Here is a 16,267-nt window from a genome sequence, read left to right on the forward strand (position 1 = left end):
CGCCAATTTCGCACCTGACGCTGGAGCGGCCATGCAATTGGCGGTCCGTGATTGCGCTGACGGGATCCGCGCGCGACAAGCACGCATTCGACAGGAGAATGTAATGCGTCTTGCCTTTGCCCTATTGCTGCTGCCCACCGTGCCGATCGTCCTCGCCGCCGCCCCGGCGCCGGTGGAGACCCAGCGCGTCGCGGCGCAGGATGCGGCACTGCTCGCATTCCTCGACAAGGCCTATGACGAACAGCTTGATCTCAGCCCGGAATCGCTGACCCAGCTCGGCATGAAGACGCATTATGACCGGCTCGACGACTATACCGCCGACGCCGCGGTCCGCGCGCAGGCCCTGTCGGAGCGGCAGCTGAAGGCCATGCGGTCGCGGTTCCGTCCCGACGATCTGGGCGAAAGCGCGCGGGTGAGCTACCGGCTGTTCGAATATGAGGTCGACCGCGGGCGGCAATCGCTGCGCTTCCGCAAGCTGCGCTTCCCCGTCACGACCAACGGCAGTCCCGCGGGCGACATCCCGGTGTTGCTGATCAACAACCACAAGGTCGATACGCTCGCCGACGCGCAGGCCTATATCGCACGGTTGCGCGATACCGAGCGCGTCATGCGCGAGGTCAGCACGACGATGCGCGAGCAGGCGGCGGCCGGGATCATCCCCAACAAGGTCAATTTCGCGCCCGCCCGTGCCGATGCACGCGCTGTGCTGGTCGGTGCCCCGTTCGACGCGGGCGCGGATTCGACGGTCATGGCCGATTTCCGCAAGAAGGTGACCGCGCTGGCAGTGCCCGTGGCGACCAAGACGGCGTTGCTGGAGGAGGCGCGCGCGGCGCTCACGGGGCCGTTCCGTGCGGGCTATGACCAGCTGTTCGCGACGCTGGACGCCATCGAGCCGCAATCGAAGGGCAATTTCGGCGCCTGGAATCTGCCCGATGGCGCGGCCTATTATGCCGACCGGCTGAAGACCTCGACCACGACCGCGCTGACCGCCGACCAGATCCACGATCTGGGCCTGAAACAGGTCGCCGCGATCCGGCAGGAGATGGAGGCGATCAAGCGCGAGGTCGGGTTCACCGGCACGCTCGAACAGTTCTTCGACAAGATCCGCACCGATCCCCAGTTCAAATATCCCAACACCAGTGCGGGGCGCGAACAGTATCTCGGCGACGCGCGCGCCGTGATCGCGTCGGTGATGGCGGCGGCCCCCCGCTATTTCCGGACCCTGCCCAAGGCGCCGCTCGAGGTGCGCGCGGTCGAGAAATGGCGTGAGGGCACCGCGTCCACCGCCTTCTACAACCCGCCGTCGGCGGACGGATCGCGGCCCGGCATCTATTACGTCAACCTGGTCGACATGAACCAGACGCAGAAGGTCCAGGTCGCCGGCATCGCCGCGCACGAGGGCGCGCCGGGCCATCATTTCCAGATCGCGCGCCAGCAGGAGCTGACCGGCATCCCGAAATTCCGCAAGTTCGGCGGCTATGGCGCCTATATCGAGGGCTGGGGGCTGTATTCGGAGCGGCTCGCGAACGAGATGGGGGTCTATAAGGATCCCTATGCGCGGTTCGGCATGCTGTCGCTCCAGGTGTGGCGCGCGATCCGGCTGGTGCTCGACACGGGGATCCATGCCAAGCGCTGGAACCGCGACCAGGCGATCGCCTATTTCAAGGCGAACAGCTCGGTTTCCGACAAGGATATCGCGCGCGAGGTGGACCGGTATTTCAACTGGCCGGGGCAGGCGACCAGCTACATGGTCGGTCAGCTCAAGATCGCCGAACTGCGCGCGCGCGCCGAACGCGAACTGGGGTCGCGGTTCGACATTCGCGATTTCCACGAAGCCGTGCTCGACCAGGGCGCGCTGCCGCTCGACGTGCTCGACGAACAGGTCGGTCGCTACATCGCCGCGCACCGGCAATAAGGGGCGTGACGATGGATCCGGACACGCCGCGCGAAGCGGATCGCCGCGCCCTGTTGAAGAGCGCGCTCGCACTCCCGGCGATCGGCTGGCCGGGCATGGCGCAGGCGGCCGTCGCTGCCGATCCGCTGACCGGGCCGGGCATATCGCTCGCACTGGCGCAACGGCGGGCGGCACAGATCGCGCGGGTCCGCTACGCCATCTCGCTCGACGTCACGGCCGCCGACCGTGCGGTCGGGTCGGTCGTAATCCGGTTCGACCGGGTCAGGGACAGCGGCGACCTCGTCCTCGATTTCCGCGGAACGATGCTCACCGGGCTGGAGGCGAACGGCGTGGCGGTCCCGGCCACTGCGCGACGCGATGGCCATCTCGTGCTGCCAGCGCGCGTGCTGAAGACCGGAGCCAACAGCGTGTCGGCGCGCTTCGAGACCCCGATCGCCAGCGCAGGCGCCGCGATCATCCGCTTCAAGGACCCGGCCGACGGGCGGACCTATCTCTACACATTGCTGGTGCCGTCGGACGCCAATCTGCTGTTTCCGTGCTTCGATCAGCCCGACCTGAAGGCGCGCATCCGCTGGGACGTCGTCGCGCCCGATGGCTGGACGGTGATCGCCAACGGGCCGGTCGCCGCGAAGACCCCGCAAGGCGCCGCGACCCGCTGGCGGTTCGCGGAGACCGCGCCGATTTCCACCTATCTCGCCGCCTTTGCCGCCGGGCCCTGGGTCGGCACGACATCGGCCCCCGCCGGGGAGCAGCCGATCACGCTTTACGCCCGCCATTCGCGCGCGGCCGAGGTCGATGCTGAGGTACAGCTTGCGACCAATCGCGCAGCGGTGCGCTGGCTCGCCGACTGGTTCGGCATCGCCTTTCCCTTCGCCAAGCTCGATCTCGTGCTCGCACCGGCCTTCCCCTTCGGCGGCATGGAGCATGTCGGCGCGGTCTTCTACAATGAGGACCGCTTCGTCTTCCGCGAGCCGCCGACGCTGCCGCAGCAGCTGGCGCGCGATCAGACCATCTATCACGAGATCAGCCACCAGTGGTTCGGCGATCTCGTCACGATGCGCTGGTTCGACGATCTGTGGCTGAAGGAAGGGTTCTCGACTTTCATGGCCGCGCGGATCCAGGCGGACCTGCAACCGGACAGCAACGCCTGGACGACGTTCCTGCTGTCGATCAAGACGCCCGCCTATCGCGCCGACGCGACCAGTGGCACGGCACCGCTCTGGCAATCGCTCGACAATCTCGACGCCGCCAAGAGCAATTACGGACCGATCGTCTACAACAAGGCGCCGGCGGTCATCAAGCAGCTGGCGTTCTTCGTCGGCGAGGACGGGTTCCGGCACGGCCTGAACCTGTTCCTTACCCGGCATCGCTATGCCAATGCGACCTGGCAGGACCTGCTCGGTGCGGTGGGTGAGGCGTCGGGTATCGATCTGGGCGCGTTCGGTCGCAACTATGTCCTGCGCGCGGGGCTGCCGCGGATCGAGACCGCGCTGACGCTCGCGCAGGGGCGGATCGGCGCGCTGGTGCTGAAACAGCGACCGGAGAGCAGGTTGCCGGGTGATCCGGGTGGCGCCTGGCCGATGAAGGTGCGCGTCCGCCTCGGCTATCACGACCGCGACGACGTCGTGCTCGACGCACGCTTCGAAGGGGCGGTCGCGACCGTCGACAAGGCCGCCGGACTGCTCGCGCCCGACTATGTCTGGGCGAATGACGACGACCAGGGTTACGGCCTGTTCATGCCCGACGACCGGACCGTCGCGTGGATCGCCGCACACGTTGGCAGCGTGACGGACAGCCTCTTGCGCGCGATGCTGTGGAGCGCGCTCTGGGATGTGGTCCGCGACCGCCGGCTGCCGCCCGAACGCTATCTTGCGGTGCTGTTGCGCGAGCTTCCCGCCGAGCGCGACGAACAGATATCGCGCGCGATCCTGTCGCGCGGCGCAGCGGCGCTCGACGTCTATCTCACCGAGACACGCGGCGCGGGTCTCCGGGCGGGCTGGGAGACAGCGCTGCTCGCGCGGATCGACGATGCGGCGATCGGCTATGGACTGCGCAAGGACGCGCTCGACCGTCTGATCGCGACCGCACGGACGCCGCTCGCGCTCGACCGCCTCCGCGCCCTGCTCGACGGCCGCGCACGACTGGCCGGCGAGCTTATCCGCCAACCGACACGCTGGGCGATCGTCCGGCGGCTGATCACGATCGACGCGCCCGACGCGGGCACGCGCTTCGCCGCCGAGCGCGCGCGCGACACCTCGACCGAAGCCGCCAAGGATGCCTTTGTCGCAGAGGCGGCATCCCCGCGGGCCGCGGTGAAGACCACCTATTTCAAGCGCTATTTCGACGATGCTGCGCTCAACGAGGCATGGGCGAGCGAAAGCCTCGGCGCGTTCAATGCGGACGGGCAGGCGGCGCTGACGATCGGGTTTCTGCGACCGGCGCTCGATCGCCTGCTGTGGATCCGGCAGAATCGCCGCATCTTCTTCCTGCCCGCATGGATCGACGGGTTCATCGGCGGGCAGGTGAGTCCGGAGGCGCTGCGGATCGTCGACGATTTTCTTGGCGAGCAGCGGTCGCTGCCGATCGACGTGCGCCGCAAGGTCCTGCTGGCGCGCGACGAACTGGCGCGCACCGTCGCCATTCGGAAGACCTAGCCGCCGGGGCGGTATTCCCGCGCGACATGCCCCTTGAGCTCGTCGGGATGGAAATAGACCGGGCGCAGCGTGCCGCCGGCGTAGCGCGCGGTCTGGTCGGCGAAGTGCGGAGACGCGATATCGCCGCTCTGGCCGCCGACCATGACCGCCGTCGCCTTCACGCGCGGGCCGAATTCGACGACCGCGACGAAGCTGTTGCCGCTGGTCCCGTAATAGCGCTTCGTCCCCGGCCAGCGCTTGGCGCCGAACGAAGCGAGGCTGCCCCATTGCGCGGACGTGAAGGGCATGGGCGTCGACGCGCGCGCATCGTCGAAATGCGGCTGGATTGCGTCGTCGAGCCGCTGGAAGCGGTTGATCGCCTGCCACGGCGTCCGCCAGTCGCCAAAGTCGCGGCTCAGCCCGTCGACCGCGGCCGACAACGCGGCCAGCTTGGCCTCCGGCGTGACGCGCGTTGCGATGTAATCGGGCACGTTCATCCGCTCGGCCTGTGCGAACCCGCCGACCTCGCGCCACAGCTGATCGCCCCAGAACACCGCAAGGCTGGTAGCCACCGAGCCATAGCCCCAGCGGTGATCCCAGCGATCGAGCAGCGCGATCGGCGCCGCGAGTTTCGCCCGCCGTGGATCGCTGGCAGGCAGCGTCCGCCAGGCGTCGACCAGACCGGGGAGAAGCCGCGCAAAGGCGGGGAGGTAGGGATCGTATGCCGCCGCACGCAGCGTCTCCGCGGTCCAGCCGCGTTTCCCGGTCAGCAACAGATCCGCATGGACGCCGCGCGCATTGCCGCCGACCTGATCCATGTAGCGAGGATAGTCCGCCGCCCGCGGACTATCGGGTCCGGCCGCGCTCCAGGGCCAGTCATTGGTGTTGTGCACCCAGCCGGTGCGTGGGTTCGCAACGCTCGGCAGCGTGGCGAGCCCGTGCAGCCCGCGCCAGTCGGTCGCCGGGTCACTGCCGTCGACGGGCCGGGTATAGTCGAACCGGTCACTTCTGATCGGCATGAACTGCGGCATCAGGAACGCGATCTCGCCCTTGGCGTCGGCGAACAGCGTGTGGTTTGACGAATTCGCCTTGCGCTGTGCAACCGCCATATAGCCTGCCAGGTCGGTCGCCTTGGTCCGCAGATAGCTTTGCTCGAGCGCAGGCACGGGCTTCCACATCAGCGCGGTCGCGATCCAGCGTCCCGCCTTGCTCGCGACGATCGGGCCGTGATGCGTGCGATAGGTCGTGAAGCGGCGCGTGCCCGATGTGCCGTCGGCGTTGCGGACGCGCAGCGTGACGACCCTCGTGGTGACCGGCCGCAGCGCTTTGCCGTAGCGATAGCGGTAGCCCGCGTCGCCGCGGACGACCCGTTCGGCAAAGTCATCGACATTGTCGACCGTCGACGAGGTGTGCATCCAGCCCGCAGACGGGTTGAAGCCCTGATAGATGAAGAACTGGCCCCAGGTGCTCGCGCCGTAAGCGTTGAGCCCCTGGTCGCTCGTCATCTGCGCCTCGGAGCGGAAGTAGAAGCTGGTGTGCGGGTTGATCAGCAGCAGCGCATGGCCGTTCGCGGTCAGGCGCGGTGCGATCGCGATCCCGTTCGAGCCCGCCGGTTCACGCGGCACCATGCCCAGCTCCTCGGGGCTGGGCGGCGTCGGCGTGCCGTAAAAGGTCTTGAGGTCGCTCAGCGATATCCGCTCGATATCGCCGCCGATGCTGCCCTCGGTAAAGCTCAGCGCCATCCACGGCTCGAACCGGGTCAGGACCTTTGGCTTCACCTGCGGATGGGTCGCCAGATAATAGTTCAGCCCGTTGGCCCAGGCCTGCATCAGCGTCCGCAACCAGCCGGGGCTTGCCGCATAGTCGCGCTGGAGTTCAGCTGGGTCGACGAACAGCCGCTGCCGCAAATCGGCCCAGACCGCGTCCTCGCCGTCCGCCTCCGCGCTCCGGCCGAGCGCGGTCAGGTAATTCGCCGCGATCCGCGCGAAGTCGTCCTCGGCCTGTGCGTAGATCAGCCCGAACACCGCGTCCGCGTCGGACCGACCGCGGATATGCGGGATCCCCCAGTCGTCGCGGGTGATCGTCACGCGTGCCGCCTGCGCCGCCCACCGTGCCCGCTCGGTCGGTGGGGCACTGGGCGCCGTCGTCAGCATCGCCAACAGGATCACCGGCGTGCGGGCGTGTCGAAGGATCATGGCCATCGCGGCAGCCTAAGCCGCAAACCCGGGAATGACCATGCGTCGCCCCCGCCGTCTCGACGGGGTCGACACGGTCCCCGCGGTCAGGCGGCCTGGGCGGCCATACGCGCGGCGAGCTTCTCTTCCTCGGTCCACACCTTGCGCTCGCGCGGCGGCTTGGGCGCCTTGACCTGCTTGACCGGGCCACCGCCAAGCACCGGCGCACGCTTGGTCGAGTGGCGCGCGACTTCGCAATGCCATTCGTGATCGTCGTGCACGGTCAGCGTGCGCCCGATCTCGCGCTCGACGTCGTGGAGCCATGCGCGCTGCTCGGCGTCGCACAGCGTGACCGCGAACCCGCTGCGGCCCGCACGTCCGGTCCGGCCGATGCGGTGGACATAGCTTTCGGGCAGGCTCGGCAGGTCGTGGTTGAAGACGTGGGTCACCGTGTCGACGTCGATCCCGCGCGCCGCAATGTCGGTCGCGACGAGCACCTGGACGGTGCCGGCACGGAACGCGTCGAGCGCACGCTCGCGCTGGCCCTGCGATTTGTTGCCGTGCAGCGCCTCGGCGGTGATCCCCGCTTCGCCGATGAACGCGCAAACGTCGTTGGCGATGTTCTTCTGCAGCGTGAACACGACCGCCTGACCGATGTCGGGCGTGCGCAGCAGCGCGAGCAGCGCATCCTTCTTGTTCGCGGCGTCGAGGAACATCACCGATTGCTCGATCCGGTCGACCGTGGTCGAGGGCGGGGCGATCTCGACCTTCGCCGGATCGCGCAACAGGCTGTCGGCCAGCGTCGCGATCGACTTGGGCATGGTTGCCGAGAACAGCAAAGTGTGCCGGTCCGCGGGCAAGGTCGCGACGATCCGCTCGATCGGCTTGGCAAAGCCCATGTCGAGCATCTGGTCCGCCTCGTCGAGCACCAGCGCCTCGAGCGCCGACAGGTCGCAAAGCCCCTGTTCGACCAGATCGAGCAGACGGCCCGGTGCCGCGACGATGATGTCGACGCCGGCCTCGAGCGCCTTGACCTGGTGAAACTGGCTGACGCCGCCGAAGATCGTCATCACGCTCGGCTTCAGATGGCGGCCGAAGCTCTCGAACCCGGCGGCAATCTGCGACACGAGTTCGCGCGTCGGCGCGAGGACGAGGATGCGCGCGCCGCCCTTGGGGGCAGGGCGGGGATCGGCGGCAAGCCGGTGGAGCAGCGGGAGCGCGAACGCGGCGGTCTTGCCCGTGCCGGTCTGCGCCATGCCGAGCATGTCGCGGCCCTGCAGCAGCTGCGGGATCGACTGCGCCTGGATTGGCGTCGGGTGGGCATAGCCCTGTTCGGCGAGCGCCTCGAGCAGGAAGGGAGCCAGAGCGAGGTCGGCGAAGGTCGTGGTCATGGTAAAGCGGCGCCTCCGGCGCTGGGCAAGGCCGCGCCTGGTCGGGCTTAGCATTTCGGGAGCGCGCGCTGGTAGGTTTTATGCTGCACTGCGTCAATCTGGAATAGCGGCAACGCGCCAAGGGCATTCGCTTACCGGCGGCAGCGGGCAACCCTTGAGACCAAAATGCGCCACGGACCGCCCCGATCGGACGTCCTCGCGGCCTGTAGAAAGGGCCTAAGAGATTGGCCAAACCAAAACCGGCTTGACTCGCTAACCAATCATGGCGAGATACCGGTAACATTAGACTGCGTCAGACGGTTTCATGAGGGATAGGATGAGTGAACATGAAAGTGTCCGGCCAATGTCGCGGCCGCCAGACCGGCCGGCGGATGCCCCAGGCACGCGTGCCGCTACGGTGCGTCCCCTAAGTCAGTTCGGGTAGCCCTGCGCGCCTACCAGCTGATCGAAATACGCACACAGCACCATGTTTTAGCCAAACCGGGACCCGCTTTCCGCGCCCCAGTACCGACTTCGTATGCCGCAACGAACGGCGACGACCCCACAGAGAGGACCCTGATCATGAAGCCATTTCGACAGCCGCGTCTGACGCGTGCAGCCTTGTTGTGCGCTACCACCCTGGCCGTGTTGGCGCCGTCGATTGCGCTGGCGCAGACGGTGCCGCCGCCGCAGGAGCAGGTGCCGGACAATGGTCAGGATCCCGCCCCGGCAACGCCGCCCGCGCCGCAGACCGAGGACACGCAGGGCACGCCTAGCGAGGACATCGTCGTCACCGGCTACCGGTCCAGTCTCGCCAAGTCGACCGATGCCAAGCGGGCGTCGACCGGCTTCACCGATTCGATCTTTGCCGAGGATATCGGCAAGTTTCCCGACACCAACATCGCCGAATCCTTCAACCGCATTCCCGGCATCACGATCACGCGCGACGTGACGGGTGAGGGGACCAATGTCGCGATCCGCGGGCTCGGATCGAACTTCACCAACGTGACGCTCAACGGCGCGACGATCGCCGTCGCGTCGTCGGGCGCGACCGACGCGCAGGGTACGGACCGCTCGGTCGACCTGAGCTTCTTCCCGACCGAATTGTTCACCAAGCTGACCGTCAACAAGAGCTATACCGCCGACCTGCTCGAGGGCGGCGCGGCGGGCAATATCGATCTGCGCTCGGCACGTCCGCTCGACCGCGCGACCGGGTTCCTGAACTATAACGTCCAGGGCACGCGCCAGTCGCCCGAGGACCGGATCGGCGCGCGCGGCGCGCTGATCGGCAGTTGGCGGACCGACACGTTCGGGATCCTGGCCGGCGTGTCGGCACAAAGGCTGTTCACCGATACGCGCGGGTTCGAGACGATTGGCTATACCAATCCGGCGCTCACCGCGGCGCAGTGCGGCGCCACGTCGGGCTGCAACACGACCGGCGGCGGCAATTGGACGATCCCGGCGGTGGTGCCCGCCGGCGCCGGCGCCGGGCTGGTCGCGGGGACGCCGATCGACCGGGCGTTCCTGCTTGCGAACAACCCCGGCGCGACGATCCAGCAGATCGACAATGCGCTGCTCCCGCGGCTCGGTCGCACGACCAGCATCCGCGGCCCGCGCGACCGGATCAACGCGATCGTCAGCACCGAATGGCAGCCGACCGATGCGCTGCATTTCTACATCGACGGTCTGTACGGCTACAAAAAGAACGAGCTCACCCGCGAAAACATGGCCTGGATCGTCCGCAACGGCGCGATCATCCCGACCAACCTGACCTTCGACAATCCCGATTGCACGATCGGGTGCGTGGTGACCGGCGGCACGTTTGCGAACGCGCAGTTCTTCAACGAATTCCGCCCCTATACCGAGACGACCAAGCTGGTCAGCATCAACCCGGGCGGCGAATGGGAGATTTCGCCGACGCTCAAGGCCTCGCTGCAGGGCAATTATGCGCGGTCGACCTTCCACCGCGAGAGCCCGACGGTGGGTGTCACCACCCCGCTCGGCGTCGGCAACACGGTCACCTACAGCACCACCGGCGGGATCCCGACGATCCAGAGCGGCCTCGACCTCAACGATCCGGCGAATTTCGGCTGGAACCCGGGCAGCCGGGTCAGCATCCAGGACGAGCGGCGTCTCAACAAGAGCAAGGGCGCACGCGGCGACCTGACCTGGGGCGGCAAGGCGCTCAACCTGAAGATCGGCGGCGCGTTCGACGATGTGTCGCGGCGGATCCGCGGGTTCGACAACAGCCAGGCGTGGCAGAATGCGGTCTGCGGCAACAATCCCAACGTGTTCGTCGCATCGCCCAACACCCAGCCGCCCTGCGAAGGCCTCAACGCGCCCGGCGCCGCGCCGGCGGGCTATCCGAGCTATCCCGGCTATGGCACGGGCGCGACCACCGGCCTGGCGGGGCCGGTCAGCTATGGCGGCTCGCTGGTTCCCAATGCGGCGGTGCCCGGCTATCTGAAGCCTGGTCCGGCAGGGTTCGTCACGGTCGACTGGCCGGCCTTTGCCGCCGCCACCAACTATGACAGCTTCCACGACGCGGCGCCCGAGACGGGTGCGGCCAACACCGGCGCCAGCGGCGGTGCGATCCGCGAGGTCGTAAAATCCGCCTTCGCCACACTCAACGGCGCGCAGCAGATCGGCGACAACACGCTGCGGTTCAATGTCGGTGTGCGCTACGTCAACACGATCCAGACGATCACGGGTCGCGTCTCGCTGCCGGATCCGCGCAACACGACCAGCACGGGCGCGAGCTTGCCCGACGGCAGCCGCTACGTGAATATCGTCAGCGAGGTGTCGACGCGCAACGTCTATTCGAAATGGCTGCCCGCCGCGACCTTCGCCTATGACCTTGGCGACCAGGCGGTGGTGCGTGTCGCCGGCTCGCGTACGATGACGCGTCCGGACCCCTCCGCGCAGCTTCCCGGGGTCAATTTCGGTGCGCCGTCGGCGGATCAGGCGAACATCGGCAACCCGGCGCTCAAGCCCTATATGTCGACCAACCTCGACCTCGGTTTCGAATATTATACCGGCCGTGAAGGCGTCGTCAGCTTCAACGCGTTCCGCAAGTCGATCGAGGGGTTCACCAACACCGCGATCAACACCGTGCCGTTCGCGGCGCTGGCGCAATACGGCATCACCTTCGACACGCTCAACGCCAACCAGCAGTTCGCGATCCAGTCGCGCGGCGGCCCCGGCGTCGCGCAGGTTCAGGTCACGTCGCAGGTCAACGTGCCCAACAAGCTGACGATCAACGGCCTCGAATTCCAGTGGGTCCAGCCGCTCGACTTCCTGACCCGGATGATCGGCGTCACGGGCTTCGGCTTCAATGCCAATGCGACGATCGTCGATCAGCGCAGCGATGGCCCGGCAACGGCGTTCGGCGTGTCGCCCTTCACCTACAACATCACCGGCTTCTACGAGAAGAACGGCGTGATGCTCCGGGTGGCGACGACCTCGCGTCAGGGCGCACAGAATAGCGGCGCGGCGCAGAACGGTATCCCGGCGGCGGCGCTGTTCGGGACGGACTATACGACCTACGACTTCTCGTCGTCGTTCGATCTCGACAAGATCTTCGGCCTTGCGGGCGCACCGCAGCTGACGGTCAACGTGTCGAACTTCACCGACGCGACGCTGCGGTCCTATTTCCAGTTCGAGAATGCGACGTTCACGCAGTATAAGCCGGGACGTCAGTTCCTGATCGGCCTGCGCGGCACCTTCTAGGACCGACGGTCGGGACGGTCGCCATCGCGCGATCGTCCCGGCAGCCGCTCAAGGACCCGACGACCAGTCTGTACGCCGCCCGCTCCGGACAAAGGATCCCCCCTCATGCGCATCCTCACCCTCGCTCTCATCGCGCTCGCCGGCACCAGCGTCGCGCAGGGCGGTCCGGCACAGACCGCCGCTGTGCCGTCCGACGCATCGCCCCGGTTCAGCCGATTCAGCTATGAGGGGCGGTCGCCCGGCGCGGCACCGTTGCAGCGCAACCAGTATCGCAACCCGATCCTGTCGGGCTATTATCCCGATCCGTCGGTCACGCGGGTGGGCGAGGACTATTATCTCGTCAATTCGTCGTTCGCGCATTTCCCCGGACTGCCGGTCTTCCATTCGCGCGACCTCGTGAACTGGACTCAGATCGGCAACGCGATCAACCGCCCCGATCAGCTCGACTTCACCGGCATGCGGACGTCGCAGGCGGTCTTTGCCCCCGACATCTCCTATCACGACGGCCTCTTCTACATCGTCAACACCTGCGTCGAGTGCAAAGGCAATTTCGTCATCACCGCGCGCAATCCGGCCGGCCCCTGGTCCGCGCCGATCTGGCTGCCGTTCGAGGGCATCGACCCCTCGATCTTCTGGGACGGCGACAAGGCCTATATCGTCAACAACCGCGCCCCCGCCGAACCGCCGCGCTATGACGGGCACCGCGCGATCTGGATCCAGGAATATGACTGGCGCAAGGGGCAGATGGTCGGCGAGAGCACGCAGCTCGTCAATGGCGGTGTCAACCTGTTGAAAAAGCCGGTCTGGATCGAAGGGCCGCACATCTTCCGCAAGGATGGCTGGTATTATCTGACCGCCGCGGAGGGCGGCACGAGCGTCAATCATTCTCAGGTCGTGCTCCGGTCGCGGACTTTGCGCGGCCGCTATGAGCCCTATGCCGGCAACCCCATTCTGACGCAGCGCGATCTCGATCCCGCACGCTCGCGGCCGATCACCTCGGCGGGGCATGCCGAACTGGTCCAGACGCAGACGGGCGAGTGGTGGGCGACCTTCCTCGCGGTCCGGCCCTATTCGGGGGACTATTACAATATCGGACGCGAGACGTTCCTTCTCCCCGTGACGTGGAAGGATGGCTGGCCGATCATCCTGCCCAAGGGGCAGCGCGTCCCCGAAGTCGCAGCGTCGCCCAGACTGCCTGCGCAACGCCCGGGGCCAGTGCCGACGGCCGGTGCGTTTTCCTATGTCGACGAGTTCGACGGCGATCGTCTGGCGATGCAATGGGTCGGTGTCCGCACCCCCAAGGCGCCGTTTTATCGCCTGACCGGGGGCGAGCTCGTACTCGGCCGGGGCGCGCCGATGGGCGATCTCGCGGGCGTGCCCGCCTTTGTAGGCCGGCGCCAGCAGCATCACGACGCGACGATCTCGACCACGCTGCGATTCTCGCCGAGAACCGGCGATCGTGCCGGCCTAGCGGCGATGCAGAGCGACAAGGCGCATCTCTTCTTCGGGCTAACGCGGATTGCGGAGAAACCTGTCGTCGCCCTCTACACGACACAGGAAGGCAAGGAGCAGCTCGTCGCAAGCGCGCCGGTCGATCCGACGGGCCCGGTTACGCTGACGATCGACGCCACCGGGGGTACGATGCGCTTCAGCTACACGACCGGCGCAACGCCTCGTACGCTCGCATCAGATGTCGACGTCCGGTTCCTGAGCACGCGGGTGGCGGGCGGTTTCGTCGGGACGCTCGTCGGCCCCTATGCCTGGACGCGCTGACCTCGCGTGGCACCGCTGCGGACGTGATGCCGAAATAAGAAAAAGGCGCGGGCCGGCGGACGTGCCGGCCCGCGCCTGAACCTCAGGCCTTCTTGCGCGCGCGCTTAGGGCTTGCGGCTGCGGCGACGTCCTCTTCCTCGTCGGGGCTATCCTCGCCCGCCTCGGTCAGCGCCTCGCCGAGCGCACGCAGCTTGTCCTGCGACGTGTCAGCCTTTTCCGCGATCTTGGTCGTCGCGGCACCAAGCCGGTGCAGCAGCGCATGGACGCGGTCGGCGTCCGGCGCGTCCTTCTCGAGCTGCTTGCGCAGCGATGCCAGGTCACGAAGAATGCCCTTGGCGCCGGGTGTCTCGATATCGGCGAGTGCGGCTTCCCAATCCTCGACCATGTCGGCGCCCTTGGCGGGCTTCGTCGCGTCGAGACCGCGATTGATCGCGTTCATCGTTCCTGCAAATTTGACGGCCATGTCTGCTCTCTCCTAGCCGGTATCGGCGAGCATCAACGCGGTCGGGCGTCACGAATGTCCCGCCATTCCTATCAACCTGCATCAACATGATCGCATTTTGTTCGCGGGCCCGCCGCGCGCGTCAGCGCAACCAGTTGCGCAACAGGGCAGTGACCTCACCCGGCCGTTCGAGCGGGGCGAGATGGCCGCAGCCCCGCAGCTCGTGGAATCGCGCGCCCTCGATCAGCGTGGCCAGCGCACGCGCATCGTCGGGTGTGCAGATCCGGTCGCGATCGCCCACCGCGACGAGCGTCGGCACGTGGATCGCGGCGATCGCGTCGCTGATGTCGGGTCGTTCGAGCAGCGCGCGTTGCTGGCGTTCGAAGACCGCCTTGCCGACCCGGTCAGCCATTGCCTGCACCGGGCCCGCCACGATCGCGGTCAGTCGCGGATCGGCATGCGGCGCAGTCGCGAGCAGCCCCTGGCCGTCGACCGTCCGCGGGCGCATCGTCATCGACGCGCGCGTGCCGAACAGTGCGACACGCAGGACCCGGTCGGGCGCCTGCCGCACCATCTCCATCGCCACATAACCCCCCAGGCTGACCCCCGAGACCGCGAAGCGCGGCGGTGCCTTGGCGAGCACGCGCGCGGCCATCGCCGACAGCGTGTCGTCCTGCGACAGGTCATGAAACTCGGGCTCGGCGAGCGCGGCAAGATCCATGATCTGCCGTGCCCAGAGCCGCCCGTCACACCCCATGGCGGGGAGCAGCACGAGCGGGATCGGCGAACGGGTCATGCGGTGTCTCCGGTGGCGGGAAGCAGGGGGCGGGCGGGGGGCATCATCGGGCGGCCGGACCGGTCAGGCGACGAACGGGAAGGCGAGCGCGATCATGCCCACCACCGTCATCACCGCGCAGACCAGGATCGCCGGCACCAGCGTGAACCGCTGATGATCCGCCAGATCGATCCCGACCAGGCTGACGAGCAGATAGGTCGACGGCACCAGTGGGCTGAGCAGATGGACCGGCTGGCCCATCAGCGACGCGCGCGCGATCGCCTCGGGTGCGACGCCGTAATGCGCGCCCGCTTCGGCGAGGATCGGCAGCATCCCGAAATAGAAGGCGTCGTTCGAGATGAAGAAGGTGAAGGGCAGGCTGAGCGCTGCGGTGATCGGCGCCATATAGGGGCCCATTGCCGGCGGGATCACGCCGACCACCGCCTTGCTCATCGCCTCGACCATGCCGGTACCGCCGAGGATCCCGGTGAAGATGCCCGCCGCGAAGATCAGCGACACGACCGCCAGCACATTGCCGGCATGCGCGGAGATGCGTTCCTTCTGGTCGGCGACGCCGGGATAGTTGACGATCATCGCGATCGCGAAGGCGAGCATCATCAGTACCGACAGCGGCAGGATGCCCCAGACCAGCAGCGTCAGCAAAGTGACGACAAGGGCTGCGTTGAACCAGATCAGCTTGGGCCGGCGCGCTTCGGGATATTGCGACACCGCCATGCCGGTGAACGTGTCGGTCGCGGTGATGCCTGCTTCGCCCATGCGCGCGCGTTCCTTGCGGCCGAAATACACCGCCAGCCCGACGAGGAAGGCGAGCCCTGCGATCATGCCGGGGATGAGCGGCAGGAACAGCGTCGCGGGATCGAGCTTCAGCGCGCTCGCCGCGCGTGCGGTCGGCCCGCCCCACGGCGTCAGGTTCATGATCCCGCTCGTCGTCATCAGCAAGCAGACGAGATACAGGCGGTTCATGTCATAGCGCTTGTACAGCGGCAGCAGCGCGGCGATCGTGATGATGTAGGTGGTCGAGCCGTCGCCATCGAGACTGACGAGCGCGCACAGCACGACCGTGCCGATCAGGATCCGCATCGGATCGCCGTGCACCATCCGGATCAGCCGTCCGACCAGCGGATCGAACAGGCCGGTATCGGTCATCGTCGAGAAGAACAGGATCGCGAACAGCAGCATCACGCCGGTCGGCGCGAGGTTCTTGATCCCGTCGATCATCATCGGGCCGAGACCCGCGGCCTCGCCGGCAAAGACGCCGAAGACCGAGGGGATCACGATCAGCGCGACCAGCGGCGTCATCTTCTTGGTCATGATCAACGTCATGAACGTGGCGACCATCAGGAAGCCAAGCAGGGCAAGGTTCATCGCATCGTCCTAGAAAAGGGCGTGAAAAAGGGGGTGGGGGCAAAACCCCCGTCATCCTGACGAAAGTCAG

General features: G+C 67.1%; 9 protein-coding genes. 4 read left to right on the top strand and 5 right to left on the bottom strand.

Annotated features, from left to right (window positions below; genetic code table 11):
- Positions 1-103 precede the first annotated feature (103 nt).
- Entirely contained in the window at positions 104-1,915 is a 1,812-nt protein-coding gene (locus IFT54_RS13290; protein ID WP_192070996.1) for a DUF885 domain-containing protein, read from the top strand.
- A gap of 11 nt (positions 1,916-1,926) precedes the next feature.
- On the top strand, positions 1,927-4,569 hold the full coding sequence (locus IFT54_RS13295) for a M1 family metallopeptidase (protein ID WP_244648965.1): 2,643 nt from the start codon (positions 1,927-1,929) through the stop codon (positions 4,567-4,569).
- Here the strand turns inward: IFT54_RS13295 and IFT54_RS13305 are convergent.
- Together IFT54_RS13305 and IFT54_RS13310 are read right to left on the bottom strand one after the other, a co-directional pair.
- On the bottom strand, positions 4,566-6,749 hold the full coding sequence (locus tag IFT54_RS13305; RefSeq protein ID WP_192070998.1) for a penicillin acylase family protein: 2,184 nt from the start codon (positions 6,747-6,749) through the stop codon (positions 4,566-4,568). The two genes, IFT54_RS13295 and IFT54_RS13305, sit on opposite strands and share 4 nt — an antisense overlap.
- An 80-nt stretch (positions 6,750-6,829) precedes the next feature.
- Positions 6,830-8,113, bottom strand: coding sequence for a DEAD/DEAH box helicase (locus IFT54_RS13310; protein WP_031396629.1), 1,284 nt, complete (start codon positions 8,111-8,113; stop codon positions 6,830-6,832).
- A gap of 561 nt (positions 8,114-8,674) precedes the next feature.
- Between IFT54_RS13310 and IFT54_RS13315 the strand changes: the two genes are divergently transcribed.
- Entirely contained in the window at positions 8,675-11,821 is a 3,147-nt protein-coding gene (locus tag IFT54_RS13315) for a TonB-dependent receptor (protein ID WP_197984672.1), read from the top strand.
- A gap of 105 nt (positions 11,822-11,926) precedes the next feature.
- Entirely contained in the window at positions 11,927-13,594 is a 1,668-nt protein-coding gene (locus tag IFT54_RS13320; protein ID WP_192070999.1) for a glycoside hydrolase family 43 protein, read from the top strand.
- 82 nt (positions 13,595-13,676) lie between these two features.
- Here the strand turns inward: IFT54_RS13320 and IFT54_RS13325 are convergent, their stop codons facing one another.
- The 3 genes from IFT54_RS13325 to IFT54_RS13335 all read right to left on the bottom strand — a co-directional run bounded on the left by IFT54_RS13325 (position 13,677) and on the right by IFT54_RS13335 (position 16,197).
- Positions 13,677-14,057, bottom strand: coding sequence for a hypothetical protein (locus IFT54_RS13325; protein ID WP_031394795.1), 381 nt, complete (start codon positions 14,055-14,057; stop codon positions 13,677-13,679).
- A gap of 121 nt (positions 14,058-14,178) precedes the next feature.
- Complete coding sequence (locus tag IFT54_RS13330) at positions 14,179-14,832, bottom strand: alpha/beta fold hydrolase (RefSeq protein WP_031440721.1); 654 nt, start codon at positions 14,830-14,832, stop codon at positions 14,179-14,181.
- 63 nt (positions 14,833-14,895) lie between these two features.
- On the bottom strand, positions 14,896-16,197 hold the full coding sequence (locus IFT54_RS13335; RefSeq protein WP_192071000.1) for a CitMHS family transporter: 1,302 nt from the start codon (positions 16,195-16,197) through the stop codon (positions 14,896-14,898).
- Between the last annotated feature and the right edge of the window lie 70 nt (positions 16,198-16,267).

This window comes from Sphingomonas sp. CFBP 13714 (assembly GCF_014842205.1).
GTDB lineage: Bacteria > Pseudomonadota > Alphaproteobacteria > Sphingomonadales > Sphingomonadaceae > Sphingomonas > Sphingomonas aerolata.

Bases quoted from the DNA above. Each gene is read 5' to 3' on its own strand.
- IFT54_RS13290 (WP_192070996.1), top strand. From the start codon at position 104: ATGCGTCTTGCCTTTGCCCTATTGCTGCTGCCCACCGTGCCGATCGTC.
- IFT54_RS13295 (WP_244648965.1), top strand. From the start codon at position 1,927: ATGGATCCGGACACGCCGCGCGAAGCGGATCGCCGCGCCCTGTTGAAG.
- IFT54_RS13305 (WP_192070998.1), bottom strand. From the start codon at position 6,749: ATGGCCATGATCCTTCGACACGCCCGCACGCCGGTGATCCTGTTGGCG.
- IFT54_RS13310 (WP_031396629.1), bottom strand. From the start codon at position 8,113: ATGACCACGACCTTCGCCGACCTCGCTCTGGCTCCCTTCCTGCTCGAG.
- IFT54_RS13315 (WP_197984672.1), top strand. From the start codon at position 8,675: ATGAAGCCATTTCGACAGCCGCGTCTGACGCGTGCAGCCTTGTTGTGC.
- IFT54_RS13320 (WP_192070999.1), top strand. From the start codon at position 11,927: ATGCGCATCCTCACCCTCGCTCTCATCGCGCTCGCCGGCACCAGCGTC.
- IFT54_RS13325 (WP_031394795.1), bottom strand. From the start codon at position 14,057: ATGGCCGTCAAATTTGCAGGAACGATGAACGCGATCAATCGCGGTCTC.
- IFT54_RS13330 (WP_031440721.1), bottom strand. From the start codon at position 14,832: ATGACCCGTTCGCCGATCCCGCTCGTGCTGCTCCCCGCCATGGGGTGT.
- IFT54_RS13335 (WP_192071000.1), bottom strand. From the start codon at position 16,197: ATGAACCTTGCCCTGCTTGGCTTCCTGATGGTCGCCACGTTCATGACG.